This is a genomic window from Vibrio sp. Isolate24, from assembly GCF_022398215.1.
GTDB lineage: Bacteria > Pseudomonadota > Gammaproteobacteria > Enterobacterales > Vibrionaceae > Vibrio > Vibrio coralliilyticus_A.
Genome location: NZ_JAKEUU010000002.1, coordinates 918989 through 935614, shown reverse-complemented (window position 1 = coordinate 935614; position 16626 = coordinate 918989). Strand labels below are relative to the sequence as shown.

Below are 16626 nucleotides of genomic sequence, written 5' to 3'. Positions count from 1 at the left end.
TTTTAGAAATCAGAGTGGCTATGCCGCTTTGTTGAACTGCGCTAAGAATGCCTCTTTGCGCTCGTTAAAGCGAGCCACTAAGCAGTCGATGTCTTCTTGGTTGTATGGCTTCAAACCACTCGCAACCATGCGCTTAACACCTTTACCGACAACCTCGTTACCTTCTTTAAAGTCGAAATTCAATGTGACGACACCACGTTTGCCTTCAACATCAAACGTTGCGCCTGCAAACTCGACTTCTGGATGTGAGAGATTTAAACGAGTGAACTCCACTTCCATGCTCTCGTAAATTACTAATGGGCGCTGGCAGTTGATCATCATCTGCTGTTCTTCCATTAATGGAACCATGATGTGTGGAAAGTTCATGCCTGAGAACTGAACGTAATTTGTTACGACATGCTCAATAAATGCGGCATCACGATTCACTTCGCCTTCGCGGTTCATGTGGAGGTATTCTTTACCGCTTTCGTCAACAACAGCGGCTTCTTTGTCACACTTGTTTTCAATGTGCAGAGCAACACCATCACTGACCATACCTGAGAAATCAAAACGCATTTTCTGGCTAACGCCTTCTTTCTGTAACAAGACAGCGAAAAGCAGGTCGCCCGGAACGCAGAAGCGCTTGTTGTCTTCATCGTGAATTGGGTTGAAGTCGCCCGCAACCATCTTTGCAAAATGGCTTGCTTGCTGACGAGTGAACTGGAACTGCTTGTCGTTGTTAGAAAAATATGGTTTTAAAAACATAATTTACGGTAAATAGCCAAAACTGAGATGGATTATATATGACGATTCTTTTTGAATGGTCCATCCAGTGGAGTTATTACTGAATTATGACGATAAATTCAAGAAAGGGCTCCGAATTGGAGCCCTGCAAACAGTGATCAGAGACTAGGTAAAATCGAATCTGGCATCAGATGATTGTGCACGGCAAGCTTGAGTAAACTGTTTGCTTGCTCAATGTCCGGCGCAAAGTAGCGGTCTTTATCGTAGAACGGTACTTTCTCACGCAAGATCTGTTTTGCTTCTTCGACTTTCGCAGACGACTTGTTTGGAGCACGGAAGTCTATCCCCTGAGCGGCCGCAAGATACTCAACCGCTAAAATGCCGCGAGTATTCTCTGCCATCTCACGCAGACGGCGCCCAGCAAAGGTTGCCATCGAGACATGATCTTCTTGGTTTGCCGATGTTGGTAAGCTATCAACAGACGCAGGGTGAGCTAGCGTTTTGTTTTCACTTGCTAATGCGGCGGAGGTGACCTGAGCAATCATAAATCCTGAGTTAACACCGCCGTTGTCGACTAAGAAAGGTGGTAGCTTACTCAATGCGCTGTCGATCAACAGTGCCATACGACGCTCAGAAAGGCTGCCAATCTCAGCAATTGCTAAAGCTAGGTTATCCGCTGCCATGGCGACAGGCTCAGCATGGAAGTTACCACCTGAGATGATGTCACCGTCTTCGGCAAAAACCAGTGGGTTGTCAGAGACAGAGTTGGCTTCCACTTCTAAAATATCCGCGGCGTTTCGGATCTGTTGTAAACATGCCCCCATAACTTGAGGCTGACAGCGCAGCGAGTATGGATCCTGAACTTTCTCACAACCTGTGTGTGAGTCACCGATTTCACTATTGGCGTCCAAAACGTGGCGGTACGCTAGTGCAGCGTCCATCTGACCTCGATGACCACGTACGCGGTGAATACGAGGGTCGAATGGACGACGGCTTCCTAGTGCCGCTTCTACAGACATTGCGCCACAGGTGGTCGCAGAAGCAAACAGATCTTCAGCCGCAAATAAGCCTTCAAGTGCGAAGGCAGTTGATGCCTGAGTGCCGTTAAGCAGCGCAAGGCCTTCTTTAGGCGCAAGTGTGATTGGTTCAAGGCCTGCGATTTTCATCGCTTCCAGACCTGAGATGATCTTACCGTTGTGGCGTGCCTGACCTTCACCAAGTAATACGGTACTCATGTGCGCTAGTGGCGCGAGGTCACCAGAAGCACCCACAGAGCCTTTTTGTGGCACACATGGATAGACCTGAGAGTTCACTAGGTCAATCAGCGCCTGTATGACTTTAAGGCGAATACCTGAGAATCCACGAGCAAGGCTGTTGATCTTAAGTACCATCATCAGGCGAACCGTTTCATCTGACATGAACTTGCCGATGCCGGCCGCGTGCGACAACACGATACTCTTTTGCAGCGTCTCGAGATCTTCTGGGGCAATACGAGTGTTAGCAAGCAGACCAAAGCCGGTGTTGATACCGTAGACAGTGCGGTCTTCGGCGATCACTTGTTCAACCACTTTAGTGCTTTCATCGATAGCAGGAATGGCTTCTGGATCCAGAGTCAATCTTGCAGGAGAGCGACTCACCTGACGGAGTTCTTTTAAGCTAATATTTCCCGGCTTTAGCGTTAAATTTAACATCTTTGTCTTTCCTTTCTTCAGGTTTGCTTACTTAAGCTTCTTCAGCTCTTCATTGAGCATAGGTAGGTCGAGCCCTTGGTCTGCTGCGCATTGCTTGGCGATATCATAGCCAGCATCTGCATGACGCATCACGCCTGTGCCTGGGTCATTGTGAAGAACGCGAGCAATTCGCTCAGACGCATCATCGCTGCCATCACAACAAATAACCATACCAGAATGCTGAGAGAAGCCCATTCCTACACCGCCACCGTGGTGGAGTGAAACCCAAGTAGCACCGCCTGCTGTATTTAGCAGAGCATTCAGCAGAGGCCAATCCGATACGGCATCAGAACCGTCCATCATGCCTTCTGTTTCACGGTTAGGGCTGGCTACTGAACCTGAATCTAGGTGGTCACGGCCTATGACAACCGGCGCTTTAAGTTCGCCATTTTTGACCATTTCATTGAATGCTTGACCTAAACGCTCACGATCTTTCAATCCAACCCAACAAATGCGAGCAGGTAAGCCTTGGAACTGAATACGCTCGCGAGCCATGTCTAGCCAGTTGTGCAAGTGTGGGTTGTCTGGAATTAACTCTTTGACTTTCTGATCGGTTTTGTAGATATCTTCTGGGTCACCGGATAGTGCAGCCCAGCGGAATGGACCAATACCTTCACAGAAGAGTGGACGAATATAAGCTGGAACGAAACCCGGGAAGTCAAACGCGTTATCTACGCCTTCTTCTAGGGCCATCTGGCGAATGTTATTACCGTAATCTAGAGTCGCTGCACCGCGTTCTTGAAGCTCAAGCATCGCTTTAACTTGAATCGCCATCGATTCTTTGGCTGCTTTGACAACAGCTGCTTCATCTTGCTTACGCATGTCGGCTGCGTGTTCCATCGACCAACCAATTGGAAGGTAACCGTTGAGTGGGTCGTGTGCTGACGTTTGGTCTGTCACGACATCTGGCGTGATGTTGCGCTCAACCAGCTCAGGGAATACATCTGCCGCGTTTGCGAGTAGGCCGACAGACACAGGCTCTTCAGATTCATAAATGATTGCCAGTGCTTCATCTAAGCTGGTGGCCTTTTTGTCAACGTAGCCTGTACGTAGACGATAATCGATACGAGACTCGTCACACTCAACCGCGATCATAGAGAAGCCCGCCATGGTGCCAGCCAGAGGTTGAGCGCCGCCCATGCCGCCAAGGCCACCGGTTAGAATCCAACGTCCGTTTGCTTTACCATCAAAGTGCTTCTTCGCAACAGAAACAAACGTCTCATAAGTGCCTTGAACAATGCCCTGTGAACCGATGTATATCCAGCTACCAGCAGTCATCTGGCCGTACATCATCAAGCCTTCTTTATCCAGCTCATTAAAGTGCTCCCAGTTCGCCCAATGCGGTACTAGGTTTGAGTTTGCAATAAGAACACGTGGTGCATTTTTGTGTGTCGGGAATACACCAACAGGTTTACCAGACTGAACCAGCAAGGTTTGGTCGTCTTCCAAACGCTCTAAAACTTCAACAATCTTGTCAAAACATTCCCAGTTTCTCGCTGCACGGCCAATACCACCGTACACAACCAGCGAATGAGGATGCTCAGCGACGTCAGGATCCAGATTGTTCATTAACATGCGAAGCGGGGCTTCAGTCAGCCAAGATTTTGCTCTCAGATCCGTGCCATGTGGGGCACGAATAGTGCGGGTTGTATCGAGACGCATATCTTCTACTTGGCGTTCCGTCATGGTAAGACTCCTTGTATTTCACGTTTTCAGGTTGAAAGCGGGTGACGCAAGAGCAAAGCTCTCACGCAATCTAATCGCTTTCCTTTCTGGTTTTTCTATTTTTCGGAAAAGGCGTTAGCGATATCCCAACAAAGCCTTGCAGCTAACCGCGCCGTCTGACTGTCAACGTCATAAGTAGGGTTGTACTCAGCGATGTCGGCAATAACCAACTTCTGTTTGTAGTGTAAAATTCGATCTAAAAAGAGTGCCAACGTATCCATACTAACGCCTCTGGCGGCAGGGGCACTGACGCCCGGAGCTGTCGCAGCAGGGAAGACATCAAGATCGATGGTGAGATAGATGTAATCGCAATTATCGATGAAATGCTGCAACTGGGTCAGATGATAGATGTGGTTTAAATGCGCGAGATCTTTGTCCTCGACGAACCACACGTTGAGCTCTTTGGCTCGCTCAAACAAGGCTTGCGTGTTACTGGCTCTGCTGACACCTAGGCAGGCGTAATGGAACGGCCAGTCATGCTTTTGGCAGTAATCATAAATTTGATTAAATGGTGTGCCAGAGCTGGGCTTTACGTCGGCGTTATTGCTTTCAAACGCACGTAAATCAAAGTGAGCATCAAAGTTGATGATACCAATCTTAGGCGGCGTTACTGGGTTTAAGTACTCAAAGTAGCGAGCAAGTCCTTGAAAGGAAGCCCAAGCCACCTCATGTCCGCCGCCTAGTGTGATAACCGGAGTAGAACGAAGCGCTGCGGCGATGACATCGGCACATTCTGATTGGTATTGTTCCAGCAAGTCATCCTCACAGACGACATTACCTAAATCGATAAGCGCGCTTTCTTTGTGCCAAGCCATATTGGCAAGTGCACGTCTAATCAAATCAGGTGCTTTTTTAGCGCCAACGCGACCTTTGTTTCGCGCAACACCTGCATCGCAGGCGAAGCCCAAGACGCTCACAGCGTTTCGATAAGGTTCAAGATCCTGTACTTGCAGCTGTTTGATAACGTGATGGACGCGTTTTCCCATCGCACCATCTTCAGCGTCATGGCGTCCTTGCCAGTGAAAATCCTGGTTAGTCGTTGGTAGATTAGACATATTCCAGTTCTCCGTTTACCGCACGAGCAGACAAGCGTGACAAACCCTGCTGATAACTGAAATCGGCAGGGTGGCTCACATCCCAAATAGCAAGATCAGCATCATAGCCCGGCTGAATTTGCCCTCGGCTGTCACCGAAGCCTAGCGCGTGAGCAGCATTGCAAGTCACGCCACGCAATGTTTCCTCAGGTGTTAGGCCAAAAAGTGTACAGCCCATATTCATCATCATAGTCAAATCTGAGAAAGGCGAGGTGCCCGGGTTAAGATCCGTTGCTATTGCCATTGGAATATTGTGTTGACGAAGCAGCTCAATGGGTGGTAGCTGGGTTTCTCGTAAGAAGTAAAACGCCCCAGGTAGCAGCGTGGCAACCGTTCTAGATTGGGCGAGTGCTTTTACGCCTTCTTCATCGAGATATTCAATATGATCTGCTGACAGTCCTTGATAGCGAGCGGTTAGGGCTGTGCCACCTAAGTTAGACAGTTGCTCAGTATGACCTTTTACATGCAGACCATATTGTTTGGCAGCAGCGAATACTTTTTCGGTTTGTTCCAAGTTGAAGCCAATCGATTCACAGAATACATCGACGCTGGTGGCTAGTTTCTCTTCTGCGACAAGAGGAATAATTTCGTCGCACACCAATTTAATGTAGTCATCCGCTTTACCGGCATATTCTGGAGGAAGGGCATGTGCTGCGAGTAATGTTGTGGTGATTCGAATCTTACGGTGCTCTTCTAGTGCTTTTGCTGCACGTAGCATTTTGATCTCATCTTTTACAGTCAGACCGTAACCCGACTTTACTTCTACTGATGTAACACCAGTTCGAATTAAACCGTCCAATCGTGGCAGGGCAAGGTTAATTAAAGCTTCTTCACTTGCTTCTCGCGTTGCACGAACGGTTGATAGAATACCGCCACCTTGCTTGGCAATCTCCGGGTATGGGACACCATTAAGACGCATTTCAAACTCATTGGCGCGATTGCCTGCATATACTAGGTGAGTGTGGCAATCAACAAACCCAGGTGTGACCAACTGGTGGTTACAATCATAAGAGTTGGTGCAAGAAAGCTCGGAGCCACCGATTTGCGCGATCTTTCCACCCTTAATAAGAAGGCTACTTGGTTCTGAAACGGAATACCCTTGCGATCCAGCGACCATAGAGACCAGTCGTGCATTAGTTAGCAGCAACTCTTGGCTGTCGGTTTTTAAGGATGAAGAAGCGCTTCCAAGCATGTAATTGAGTCCACAAGTTTAAATGTATATACAAATAATTATTCAGGTATAACAATTGATCAAGTGGCTTGTTGCAAAAATGTGATCAGTAAAAAATATGAAATGCTTTAACTGAGTAATATTTTGGAGCTTAATTTGTAGCGAGTGCCCGGGTGGTAAAGCAATGCAGAACTCACGAGCTTATCTTGGCTCCATGTCCTTCTGTTCAGTAGCAGGCAAGGTTCGTTAGCCCCGAGTCTCAAGGCATTACGCACCTCATCATCTGCAACGATGGCTTCAACGGTATGTTCGATAGCACTTAGTGGGCAATTTTCGGATAGGTACTGGTTTGGGGTGATTTGGGTAAAGTCTTGTTCAAGATAATCAGGCGCATAAGTGCTATTAACCCAGCGAAGTTCATATTGAATAGGAGAATTATCTTCAAAGTGAATGATTTCACTATAGAAAATCGGGCTGTTCAACATCACTCCTAACTTTATTGCAACAGTTTCGTCGGCGAGCATCGAGGCTTGTTTGATTACCTTACTAGAGTAGGTTTTACCACGTAGCTTCACTTCTTCGGCAATATTTTGAATATCCAGTAATGGAGACTCTGCTTTATCATCTGGTGCACAAACAAATGTGCCGAGCCTAGGCCGCCTTTGAAGCTTACCTTCAGCGACTAGATCACGAATTGCTTTATTGACTGTCATCCGGCTAACTTCGAACTGTTCTGTTAGCTCCAGTTCAGTCGATATACGATGACCCACAGGCCAATATCCGGAATCGATTTTGTCAGTAATATATTGTTTTATTTGAAGATATAATGGCGATTGGCTCATAATTACTTAATAATTATTTAATTGACTATACAAATGGTGATTCATTTGCCATTAAATTGCAACTCTGGTTACGGATTAATCGTTCAAATGATGGTTGACGCATTATTCAGAGAAAGGACTTGCAGCTGATTAACACGACATGTTAATCAAACACAATAACGACATAGAAAGTAAAAGGAAACCTTATGTTTGGTAAGTTAAAAGCGTCACTGGGTATTGGAGCTGCGAAAGTAGATACGATTCTTGAGAGTATGTCTGTTTTTCAGGGAGAAACTCTGAAAGGTGTTGTCCATATTCAAGGGGGCGATGTTGAGCAGCAAATTGACGCTATTAATCTTAAACTTTGTACTGAGGTCAAAGTTGAGAGTGATAACGGTGCTAGCTATCAGAGTTTCACCATTGGTAGCCTTCAGGCCGTACAACCTTTCACTATTCAGCCGCAGGAAAATAAACAGGTTCCTTTCGAATTTAAGTTAGATGATGAAACACCGATTACGGCGCTGAATGCAATGAAGAATCAGTGTCATGTTTGGGTAGAAACAACATTAGATATTGATTTCGCGATCGATCCTAAAGATCGTGACTTTGTTGAAGTGAAAGCATTACCGGTGGCTTCTAAAGTAATTTCGGCGATAGAGCAGGCTGGCTTTGCAATGGTCAAGGCCGATGTGGAAAAAGGGCATTTGCGAGGCAGCAACTTCTCATCTAAATCTGGTTGCTATCAGGAGATAGAATTCCGCAACAATGGCTTCATCAACAAGAAAGAAATAGAATTGTCATTCATCCTTGATGGCAGTGTTATGCATTGTTTAGCTGAAGTTGACCGTTCGCTTAGCATGCGTGGTGACCAGTACGTCTCTTTCTCTCTGAGTCTTAACGCCAGCGATGCTGAAATCAGCTCTGCGGTTAGCCGAGTGCTTTCAGTTTAAGCTTGGTTATCTGAACCTCCAAAGCGGTACCGATATCCTATTCCAAAGGCGATATCGGTGCTGTTATCTGCGTTAAACATGTTTTCCACTGCAGTCAATTCAATGGCTGAGTTTTCCATCTGGTAACGATAGCCAAAGGTGAACTCGGTCGATGGCTTGGAAAACTCATCTTCCCCATCAGAAACCCCCTCATGAAAAGCAATCTGACCAATAAGGTGGTGTCTTGCCAATAGCTGGTAGCGATAACTAGCTCCCACTGTCCAGGTGCTAGAGCGATAGGGCATATCTTTGAATACTGTTGGTGTATTGCGAAAAGTGATAGCAAGTAGGGTGTCTAGGGAGTGTTTGTCGCGGCGGTAGCCGTAGTTTAGTTGAATACCTTGCTCGAACTCTGAAGAACTGAAAATGCCATGCTTAGTGTCGTTATAGTAAAGAGATGCACCGACTGAAAGCCCGTAATGTTCTTTATTGATAAATTGATATTGCATATAACTGGTGATTGCGTGACTTAGGCTTTCTCCACGGAAGTCTTCCAATTCTATGCCATAGTCAGGCATATTAATTACAAAGCGATCGTTCTCCACATTCTCACGGCCATTTTGGTCAATACCAAACCAGTCGTGAAAAGCGATGGTTAATCGATCAAGGTGATTGTTACCAGCGTAATTCCAGCGATAGCTCAATTCCCATTGCCAATCGGCAGTGAACTGCCATTTCCCACCTACGGCAATTTGATTCTGATAGTAGTCTAATTCGTAATCTGACGTGACGGCCCAGATACTTGAAATAGTGCCGGTACCATAAACTTCCACTTCATTTCTATCCATCGAAAACCCAGAACGAAGCTGAGGTGACAAACTATTGGTATGGAAAGGGGACTGCGTATAGCTTTGCACCGGTCCGTAGTCGATTTGTGCCCACGCAGCGTTAACTATTACCAGAGGAATGAGAGAGAGGAAAAACTGCCTGCAAAGGATCATAGATTCATTTCTTATTCTTATGTCACTGATAAAAGGATAGTTTATGATTTTATCATGTGCCGAATTTATGATCGGATATGTGCTGAGGGACGTCTGGCTAACCCTCAGCAGTCGGTCTGGGGGAGCTTTACAGTGGATACACTTTTTCGAATCGTTCTAGTACCAATTCGGACTGTAAATCGAATTTGGCACCAATCTCACCAGCGTACTGAGTAAAGAATCTAATGTGCGCGTCACGCCACCATTCATAGCTCAGGTCACCTTCTCCTTCTGAGCGGGCAAACTCTTCAGTTACTTGATCGAAAGGGCAGATAGAAACTTCTGTTAGGCGAATGATACAAACCGGCTCTTGCTGCCAGTTAAGCACCACTGTAATGCGACCTACCTGAGGAAGAGGTTCTTGTTCAATATCGTAGCCTTGTTTCAAGCTACAGGACGCTCGCTTTGTACCTTCGTTAATCAATTTGGCGCATTGGTTGGCATTAAACTCGTCAGCGCAAAAATATTCAGCGATGGTGTCTGGTATCGCTTCTCGCTGTTGAGGTGCGAGGGTGGTGAGGTATTCGTTTAGATACGCTTGTTGCTGTGGGGTCATCATCGTCCTTGAAAAGAAGCCCCTTCAATAATAAGGGGCTGTCGCATTTAGTTAGGCCTAGGCAGCACTTAGATGGGTGGTAATATAAGGTTGCCATGCTTCTTGGTAAAGCGCTTTCGACTGAGCTCGCATTGACTTAATCTGAGCGAATTCAAACTCACTGATGTGGCGGCCTTCTGAAGCCGCTTGACGTTCAATTTTCTGAATACGTTCGTACAAGTCATGCTCTGGACCACTTTTTACATCGGCAATGGCTTTAAGGTGTAGCTGGACTTCAGCAATCAAGTTGGTCTTTGGAAGCTGGACCAATAGATTTAGGTCACGATAGCCTGATGCACCAGGTTTCTTAAAGCGGTTTTTTACTTTTACCACAGTGGTTTCACGATTCAACACTTCGTAAGCTGACATCAAGCCTTCGATGTCATCGGCAACAATCGTCGCACGGGCAAGGTCAGTAATACGCTCAGCATCACCATCAAGTTCATAGGCGATCTTTTGCTTTGCTCGCTCTGCAGATTTCACACCTGCAAAGTGGGCGTTTGTTGAAGTTAGCATTGCAGTGCTCTTACAGATCATTTCTAACTCAGCCTGAGCTTGGTGTGCTTTGCTGTATAGAATGTCGAAGTCAGAGTAGGGTTGAAGTGGAGTTGTTGGTGTGGATTGGATGCCATACAGGCCACTCAGGTTGTGTTTGAATGCTTTGGAACAAACTTCGTTCTGGTTAGTCGAACGATTTTCCTCACTACCGGGTGCTGTTGGAATAGCGGCGAAAGCTGGCGCGCGGCTGAGCATTAAAAGCATCAGGGCCGTAGTTCGCAAAAATAGGCTCATTCACTCTCCTTAGATTCGTAGCGTCTTGGGTAAATGGTGTAAGAAAAGATTCAACAACCAAGGCATACCAATCTCTAATTTATATATGAGGGCTAGTCCGATAATTACAATGTAGGAATATCCTTGTGATGTAATTGTATGAGCTAACTCCCAATTTGTTTGAGTGCCCGATTTCCTTATGGTTCATTCTCAATTTGTAAATCAGTATAAACGCTTTATCTGAACCCAATCTGAACGGTTTATAAAGCTTGAGGGATACCACTGAGAAACGCTTTCGTATAGGCTATGAGGCAGTCACGTCAGGTAGGGAATAAAAATGAAAGATCCAGAATTTTGGCACAGTAAATGGGCATCAAACCAAATCGGTTTTCACTTAGAAGATGTAAACCCGCTGCTGGTTCAGTATTGGTCCGAAACCAAACCGAGCAGAGAAGATAAAGTGTTTGTCCCTCTGTGTGGTAAAACGGAAGATCTAGTCTGGTTAGCGACCAAGCATGATGATGTTCAGGGAGTGGAACTAAGCAAAATTGCAGTACGTTCATTTTTTGCTGAACATTTTTATACGCCTACGGTGATCCCTGTAAATGGTCAGCACGAATTGTATCAGTTTGATGAGCTGTCTGTTTACACTGGCGACATCTTTACCGCGCCCGTTCAGCCAGTTGAGATTGTGTATGACCGAGCTGCTCTGGTCGCTTTGCCAGAAGAAATGCGTGCAGATTACGTCCAGCGTATTAAATCTCTGCTGAAACCGGGCGGAAGAATTCTGTTAGTTACGTTGGATTATCCGCAAGCTGAAATGGTGGGTCCTCCATTCTCTGTGACCGAAACAGAAGTACGCTCTTTATTCTCAGAATACCGCATCACTAAACTGTATCGTGATGACGCAGATGAAAACCATCCTAAGATAGCGAAGAAAGGTTTATCCAGCTTCGCAGAAGAAGTGTATTTGATTGAAAGTTAATGATGAAAGCCCCTGAATAATCTCAGGGGCTTTTGTTTTAATAAACGATTTTTACCTTATCTGCGCTGGCAACAGCGCCTTCAATCGCTTGCTCAATGGTCTCTCTACGAGCGATGCTCACTCCTAAGCGTCTGCGTCCATTGATATCAGGTTTTCCAAATAAACGAAGTTGAGTTTGTGGGGCAGCTAGAGCGTCTACCATTCCTTTAAACTGAAGGTTATCGGATTGGCCTTGTCCCAAAATTACCGCTGATGCAGTAGGCCCGTACTGGGTGATACCTGAAATAGGTAGGCCAGTGAATGCGCGGACATGAAGTGCGAATTCAGAACTGTCTTGAGACATAAGAGTGACTAGGCCAGTATCGTGCGGGCGAGGGGAGACCTCATTGAAAATGACGGTGTCACCTTTAACGAACAGTTCTACGCCGAAGATACCTCGGCCTCCTAACGCATTTACAACTTTGCTAGCGGCGTCTTGAGCGGCAGATAGCGCAGCATCAGACATCGCTTGAGGTTGCCATGACTCACGATAGTCACCGTCTTCTTGGCGGTGTCCAATCGGAGCGCAGAAGTGGATACCATCAATAGCTTTAACCGTTAATAGAGTGATCTCATAATCAAAATCAATAAAGCCTTCGACAATAACGCGTCCTGCACCTGTGCGGCCACCTTCTTGTGCATATTGCCAAGCGGCCTCTACATCCGCTGCTGATTTAATAACACTTTGACCCTTGCCTGAAGAGCTCATAATTGGTTTGCATACGCATGGGATGCCAACAGACTCAACGGCTTGGGTGAATTCTTCATAGGTACTAGCAAAATGGTAAGGTGAAGTGGTGAGGTTGAGCTCTTCTGCTGCCAGCCGGCGTATTCCTTCTCGGTTCATTGTTAGGCGAGTTGCATTTGCTGTTGGCACAACATTTAATCCGTTGGCTTCAAGCTCAACGAGTTTCTCTGTGGCTATGGCTTCAATTTCAGGTACAACGTAATCCGGTTGTTCTTTGGTGATAATTTTTTCTAACGCTTCGCCATCAAGCATATCTAATGTGTAGCTTCGGTGCGCCACCTGCATGGCAGGAGCATTTTCATATCGGTCACATGCAATGACTTCTAAGCCTAAACGTTGACATTCAATCGCAACTTCTTTTCCAAGTTCCCCGGAACCTAGCAGCAACACACGTGTCGCGTTATTGCGGGTAGCAGTACCAAACATAAATAACCTTTCACAATTAATGGAGATTGAAATTGATACGAATCATACTGATATAAACAGAAAAGGCAAACGTTTGCCTTTTCTGTGAGAATTACATCTGGATACTGTAGAGCCATGTATTATATACGTTCAGTGGATGATTTTACTTGCTCTATGCTGCCGAATGAGGTTGTTATGACTTGTGTATTGAACGGAAGAGAGTGAATTGAGTGTGCATCGTTAAAAATCTTAATTATGTGACATATCAGTAGAGTGAATGCTTAAGTAAAGTGATAAGTTTGTGATTATAATTTATAAAACTACAGAAATCACAATAGTTGTCATAGTCAATAGATGAAGTACGATCCAAACAACTCCATAAAGGTTCCGATTGATACGTTAATGGTTGGGATGTTTGTTACGGCAATCGAAGATAACAAGCGTGTTAATTTGGCAAATGCGGGTAGAGTTTCTTCTAAGAAAGCCATCCAGCAACTCGTTCAGAATGGGATCAAATTCGCGTGGGTAGATAAAAGTCTGTCTGCTAAAGGGAGTGTGTTTAAACCTGTGGTTGAAGACAAGCCCAAGGTGAACGAAGAGTCGTCACCAACACCGATTAAACGCAAGCCCATGAGCCGTTTTTCTAAGCAGAAGAAAGCGTCAAAAATCATTCGTGAAGCCAAAGGTCTTGCGCAAAAAATTCTTAATCAGACGTTTGATGATAAGTCGATTCATGTTGATGAGTTAGATGGTTGGGCCAATGATCTTATAGAAGCGGTATTGATTGATTCCGATGCTTTGCACTGCGTCTCTGCACTAAGAAGTAAAGACGAGTATTTGCTTGAGCATTCAGTCAATGTCGCTACTTTATTGGTGACTTTTGGCAAACACCTTGACTTGCCGAAAGAGACACTAAAGCAACTGGCTATCGGCGGTATTATTCATGATGTTGGCAAAATTAAGGTGGACGATAAAGTTCTGCACAAGCCTGGTAAGCTCACCCCTGAAGAGTTTGAGCATATGAAATTGCATCAAGTCTATGCTGAAGAGATTATTTTTACTGTCGAGGGGTTAGGTAGCATCAGTCGTGATGTTTGTCTGATGCATCATGAGAAATTAGACGGCAATGGTTACCCGAAGGGGCTCAAGGGCGATGAAATACCATTACATGGGAGAATGAGCTGCATTGTGGATATCTATGATGCATTGACCGCAGATCGCTGTTACAAGAAAGGAATGAGCTCGGCCGAAGCGTTTAAGATCATATTGAGTTTAACGCCATTTCATCTTGATCGTGACTTGGTCTATAAGTTTATTAACTGTATCGGCGTCTATCCAGTCGGGGCGTTAGTCGAACTGAATGACGGTAGGGTTGGCATTGTTTGGACATCGAATGCGGATGAGCCTCTAAAGCCAGAAGTGAAATGCTTTTACTCAAGAAAATATAAGCGTTTTATTGATGTCAGTTTCGTCGATATCAAGAACAGTCAATATAAAATTGCGAAGGCGATTGCGCCAAGTAATCTTGAAGTAGATCCCGCCCCATTTTTTGATGTGTGAGAAAATAATAAAGGCGCTAACTCAGCGCCTTTTGCGAATATCACCTTATTAGATAGCCAAATAAGATACAGGGATATCGGGGTTAATTGCTTCCAGCGTTGACTGAGTATCGGCAAGGTGGCTGATTGTGCCTTCAGACATCTCAACAAGTGCTGCTGTGGCAATATTATCGAATGACTCACCATCAAGAAGTAATTGGATCAATGCTACTTGTAGTGGAGGTAGGCTTGGGTTGAAGGCTGCATTTTCTGCATAGGCACCTTGATACACTTTTCCACTTTTTAGCTTGATGCTAACACCACTTAAATTGTGAGTGTAAGGCGCATAACTTCTATTCAACGCACTTAATGCTTTGAGGACGACTTCATCAGACTCGTCACATTGCTTTCCATGGTCAACGGCTGCCATTAAACCTGATTCGATACCGAGATCACTAGGCCCAAATGATTCAGGCAAATACTCTTCAAGGGTTTTCTCATCACGTTGAGGAAGTTGGATCGCCAATTCACCAGCTGTCGTCAATTCATTCATAAATTGTCGACAATGACCACAAGGACTGAAGTTGATTGTAATGTCCGAGATACCTTGTTCGCCTTTCATCCACGCATGACTAATCGCTGATTGCTCTGCGTGTACGGTCTGACCAAGTTGCGCGCCTAAAATTTCAACGTTTGCACCGAAGTAAAGTCTTCCTGACAGGCCACGAACAATTGCACCTACATAAAAATTTGAAATCGGAGCATAAGAATAAGCCGCGGCGAAGGGAAGCAGTGCCACTCTCAGCTCATCATCTTGTAGATCAGAAATAGCGAGTAGCTCTGCAAACTGTTCAGAAGAGAGGGTTGCATCAAAATCATCCGCTAACAAAATAGGAGAAAGGAACTTTGCGACTTTAGCTGGCGCTTCAGACAGCGCTTGTTCTATGCGGCTTCTCATATTGAATCCTTGTTTAAGCAATAATGAATATCTTTGGGTCTGCCTGAGTTACTTTTACAGTGGCTTACCCTGATACTGGTATTTCATTTTATGTAACGCAGAAAACTTTACTGAGATCATTGTCACAATAAAAATTGCAATGGATTTTATTGTTACACAATTAGAGTGATGTCACACATGATAACGATTGCGGTGAGGGTTTAGGTGATGTACGTCGGAATGCGTAGATACGCTATCCGACGCGGAGGTTTATGCAGCGAGCCAGATCGCGAGAGCGAAGAATGATGGGGCCAGAATTGAGGTAATTACGCCACAGACCACGAGTGCCAATGAGCTGAAGGCTGCATCTTGTGCGTCCTTTTCTGCACAGGTTGCGGTCCCCAATGCATGAGAAACGGTGCCCATGGTGAGGCCTTTGGCAATGGGATGAGTAATGTTCAATACATTATAAATAGGGTAGGCCAGAATCGCACCAAACAACCCAACCAATAGCACCAAAATAGCGGCAATAGCAGGTTCGCCACCTAAATGGCTTGATACTTCCATTGCGATTGGCGTTGTTACAGATTTACCTAATAAGCTGGCGATCAATGAGAGGTCTGTCTGCATGTAGGATGCGATAACCGTGGCGGTCAGCATCGACATGACACTACCGACACCACAGGCCAGAATGATGATTCGCCAGTTAGCTCGTATTTGAGGAAGCTGCTCGTATAGGGGATAAGCGAGGGCAACAACGGCAGGCTGTAGCAGAAAATTAATCCACTCATTATCCTGGTAATAAGTTTCGAACGGTACTTTGAGCTGGGTGAGTAAAGGGATCATCACTGCCAGACTGATCAGTAGAGGATTCATAAACGGACTAGTGATCTTTTGGCAGAGCCAACGTGCAGACAGGAAAACGACAATTGTTACGAGTAGCCACATTATTGGTCACCTCGCTTGAGCATTCTATCCAACATGAGTCCTAATAAAACCAGTACGATGAATGTGCCACCTACTGCACTAGCAAGAATCGGAAGCGCGTTGTTGAGGAGTAGATCAAAGTGTTCCATTAATCCAACACTGATTGGAACAAAGAGCAGTACCATGTATCGAATAAACAGAGTGGCGCTAGGGCGTACCCATTCCACTGGTACTAGGCCGCTGGCAAGAAGTGAAAACAAGATTAACATGCCAATGATGCTGCCTGGAATTGAGATATCTAGAAGGTTTTGAATATTAATGCCTGCCATGAGGCAAAGAAAAATCAGCCCCATAGATACGACGTATTTAAGCAAGGTTTTCGCCATAGGTGGTGTCGTCCAAATTTAATCAACTTTTGCATATGTGAATACACTGAAACGTAGGTTCA

Annotated in this window: 16 protein-coding genes; 3 read left to right on the top strand and 13 right to left on the bottom strand. The window is 45.4% G+C overall.

What is annotated here, in order from left to right; genetic code table 11:
- Window positions 1-18: 18 nt before the first annotated feature.
- The 6 genes from L1D23_RS12470 to hutC form a co-directional block, all read right to left on the bottom strand.
- On the bottom strand, window positions 19-744 hold the full coding sequence (locus tag L1D23_RS12470; protein WP_239866692.1) for a DUF3581 domain-containing protein: 726 nt from the start codon (window positions 742-744) through the stop codon (window positions 19-21).
- Between the two features lie 137 nt (window positions 745-881).
- The gene (hutH, locus tag L1D23_RS12465) at window positions 882-2414 is read right to left on the bottom strand and encodes a histidine ammonia-lyase (protein WP_239866691.1); all 1533 of its coding nucleotides are present in this window, start codon (window positions 2412-2414) and stop codon (window positions 882-884) included.
- A gap of 27 nt (window positions 2415-2441) precedes the next feature.
- Window positions 2442-4139, bottom strand: a complete 1698-nt coding sequence (gene hutU, locus L1D23_RS12460) for a urocanate hydratase (protein ID WP_239866689.1) — start codon at window positions 4137-4139, stop codon at window positions 2442-2444.
- A 95-nt stretch (window positions 4140-4234) separates the two neighbouring features.
- Window positions 4235-5233 carry a formimidoylglutamase gene (gene hutG / locus L1D23_RS12455; protein WP_171353390.1) on the bottom strand — a complete coding sequence of 333 codons (999 nt, stop codon included), beginning with the start codon at window positions 5231-5233 and terminating at the stop codon, window positions 4235-4237.
- Window positions 5226-6464: an imidazolonepropionase gene (hutI, locus tag L1D23_RS12450; RefSeq protein ID WP_239866686.1), complete on the bottom strand. Its 1239-nt coding sequence runs from the start codon at window positions 6462-6464 to the stop codon at window positions 5226-5228. Before hutI ends, hutG begins: the two co-directional genes overlap by 8 nt.
- 107 nt (window positions 6465-6571) lie before the next feature.
- Complete coding sequence (hutC, locus tag L1D23_RS12445) at window positions 6572-7285, bottom strand: histidine utilization repressor (protein ID WP_239866684.1); 714 nt, start codon at window positions 7283-7285, stop codon at window positions 6572-6574.
- A gap of 185 nt (window positions 7286-7470) precedes the next feature.
- On the opposite strand from hutC, the gene L1D23_RS12440 reads away from it, so the two are divergent.
- Complete coding sequence (locus L1D23_RS12440) at window positions 7471-8214, top strand: sporulation protein (RefSeq protein WP_239866682.1); 744 nt, start codon at window positions 7471-7473, stop codon at window positions 8212-8214.
- On the opposite strand, the gene L1D23_RS12435 is transcribed toward L1D23_RS12440, so the two are convergent.
- The 3 genes from L1D23_RS12435 to L1D23_RS12425 all read right to left on the bottom strand — a co-directional run bounded on the left by L1D23_RS12435 (window position 8211) and on the right by L1D23_RS12425 (window position 10620).
- Window positions 8211-9194: a DUF3187 family protein gene (locus L1D23_RS12435; RefSeq protein WP_239866680.1), complete on the bottom strand. Its 984-nt coding sequence runs from the start codon at window positions 9192-9194 to the stop codon at window positions 8211-8213. The genes L1D23_RS12440 and L1D23_RS12435 overlap by 4 nt on opposite strands.
- A 127-nt stretch (window positions 9195-9321) precedes the next feature.
- Complete coding sequence (locus L1D23_RS12430; protein WP_239866678.1) at window positions 9322-9789, bottom strand: ASCH domain-containing protein; 468 nt, start codon at window positions 9787-9789, stop codon at window positions 9322-9324.
- A gap of 57 nt (window positions 9790-9846) precedes the next feature.
- Window positions 9847-10620 (bottom strand): phosphoribosylglycinamide formyltransferase, encoded by a 774-nt coding sequence (locus tag L1D23_RS12425; protein ID WP_239866676.1) that lies wholly within the window; start codon window positions 10618-10620, stop codon window positions 9847-9849.
- 316 nt (window positions 10621-10936) lie between these two features.
- On the opposite strand from L1D23_RS12425, the gene L1D23_RS12420 reads away from it, so the two are divergent.
- Window positions 10937-11584, top strand: coding sequence for a thiopurine S-methyltransferase (locus L1D23_RS12420; protein WP_239866674.1), 648 nt, complete (start codon window positions 10937-10939; stop codon window positions 11582-11584).
- Between the two features lie 37 nt (window positions 11585-11621).
- Here the strand turns inward: L1D23_RS12420 and purT are convergent, their stop codons facing one another.
- Window positions 11622-12797 (bottom strand): formate-dependent phosphoribosylglycinamide formyltransferase, encoded by a 1176-nt coding sequence (gene purT / locus L1D23_RS12415; protein WP_239866672.1) that lies wholly within the window; start codon window positions 12795-12797, stop codon window positions 11622-11624.
- Window positions 12798-13130: 333 nt separating this feature from the next.
- On the opposite strand from purT, the gene L1D23_RS12410 reads away from it, so the two are divergent.
- A complete protein-coding gene (locus L1D23_RS12410) occupies window positions 13131-14336 on the top strand; it encodes an HD-GYP domain-containing protein (RefSeq protein ID WP_239866670.1) in 1206 nt (401 codons plus the stop codon).
- Window positions 14337-14384: 48 nt separating this feature from the next.
- Here the strand turns inward: L1D23_RS12410 and cdd are convergent, their stop codons facing one another.
- From cdd to L1D23_RS12395, 3 genes are all read right to left on the bottom strand, one after another.
- A complete protein-coding gene (gene cdd, locus L1D23_RS12405) occupies window positions 14385-15272 on the bottom strand; it encodes a cytidine deaminase (RefSeq protein ID WP_239866668.1) in 888 nt (295 codons plus the stop codon).
- 249 nt (window positions 15273-15521) lie between these two features.
- Window positions 15522-16199, bottom strand: coding sequence for a CidB/LrgB family autolysis modulator (locus L1D23_RS12400; RefSeq protein ID WP_239836523.1), 678 nt, complete (start codon window positions 16197-16199; stop codon window positions 15522-15524).
- Window positions 16199-16564 (bottom strand): CidA/LrgA family protein, encoded by a 366-nt coding sequence (locus tag L1D23_RS12395; RefSeq protein WP_239836522.1) that lies wholly within the window; start codon window positions 16562-16564, stop codon window positions 16199-16201. Before L1D23_RS12395 ends, L1D23_RS12400 begins: the two co-directional genes overlap by 1 nt.
- Window positions 16565-16626: the final 62 nt, after the last annotated feature.

Coding starts and splice junctions, on each gene's coding strand:
- cdd (WP_239866668.1), bottom strand. CDS start 15,272: ATGAGAAGCCGCATAGAACAAGCGCTGTCTGAAGCGCCAGCTAAAGTC.
- hutH (WP_239866691.1), bottom strand. CDS start 2,414: ATGTTAAATTTAACGCTAAAGCCGGGAAATATTAGCTTAAAAGAACTC.
- L1D23_RS12395 (WP_239836522.1), bottom strand. CDS start 16,564: ATGGCGAAAACCTTGCTTAAATACGTCGTATCTATGGGGCTGATTTTT.
- purT (WP_239866672.1), bottom strand. CDS start 12,797: ATGTTTGGTACTGCTACCCGCAATAACGCGACACGTGTGTTGCTGCTA.
- hutU (WP_239866689.1), bottom strand. CDS start 4,139: ATGACGGAACGCCAAGTAGAAGATATGCGTCTCGATACAACCCGCACT.
- hutG (WP_171353390.1), bottom strand. CDS start 5,233: ATGTCTAATCTACCAACGACTAACCAGGATTTTCACTGGCAAGGACGC.
- L1D23_RS12410 (WP_239866670.1), top strand. CDS start 13,131: ATGAAGTACGATCCAAACAACTCCATAAAGGTTCCGATTGATACGTTA.
- L1D23_RS12430 (WP_239866678.1), bottom strand. CDS start 9,789: ATGACCCCACAGCAACAAGCGTATCTAAACGAATACCTCACCACCCTC.
- L1D23_RS12420 (WP_239866674.1), top strand. CDS start 10,937: ATGAAAGATCCAGAATTTTGGCACAGTAAATGGGCATCAAACCAAATC.
- hutC (WP_239866684.1), bottom strand. CDS start 7,285: ATGAGCCAATCGCCATTATATCTTCAAATAAAACAATATATTACTGAC.
- L1D23_RS12470 (WP_239866692.1), bottom strand. CDS start 744: ATGTTTTTAAAACCATATTTTTCTAACAACGACAAGCAGTTCCAGTTC.
- L1D23_RS12440 (WP_239866682.1), top strand. CDS start 7,471: ATGTTTGGTAAGTTAAAAGCGTCACTGGGTATTGGAGCTGCGAAAGTA.
- hutI (WP_239866686.1), bottom strand. CDS start 6,464: ATGCTTGGAAGCGCTTCTTCATCCTTAAAAACCGACAGCCAAGAGTTG.
- L1D23_RS12435 (WP_239866680.1), bottom strand. CDS start 9,194: ATGATCCTTTGCAGGCAGTTTTTCCTCTCTCTCATTCCTCTGGTAATA.
- L1D23_RS12400 (WP_239836523.1), bottom strand. CDS start 16,199: ATGTGGCTACTCGTAACAATTGTCGTTTTCCTGTCTGCACGTTGGCTC.
- L1D23_RS12425 (WP_239866676.1), bottom strand. CDS start 10,620: ATGAGCCTATTTTTGCGAACTACGGCCCTGATGCTTTTAATGCTCAGC.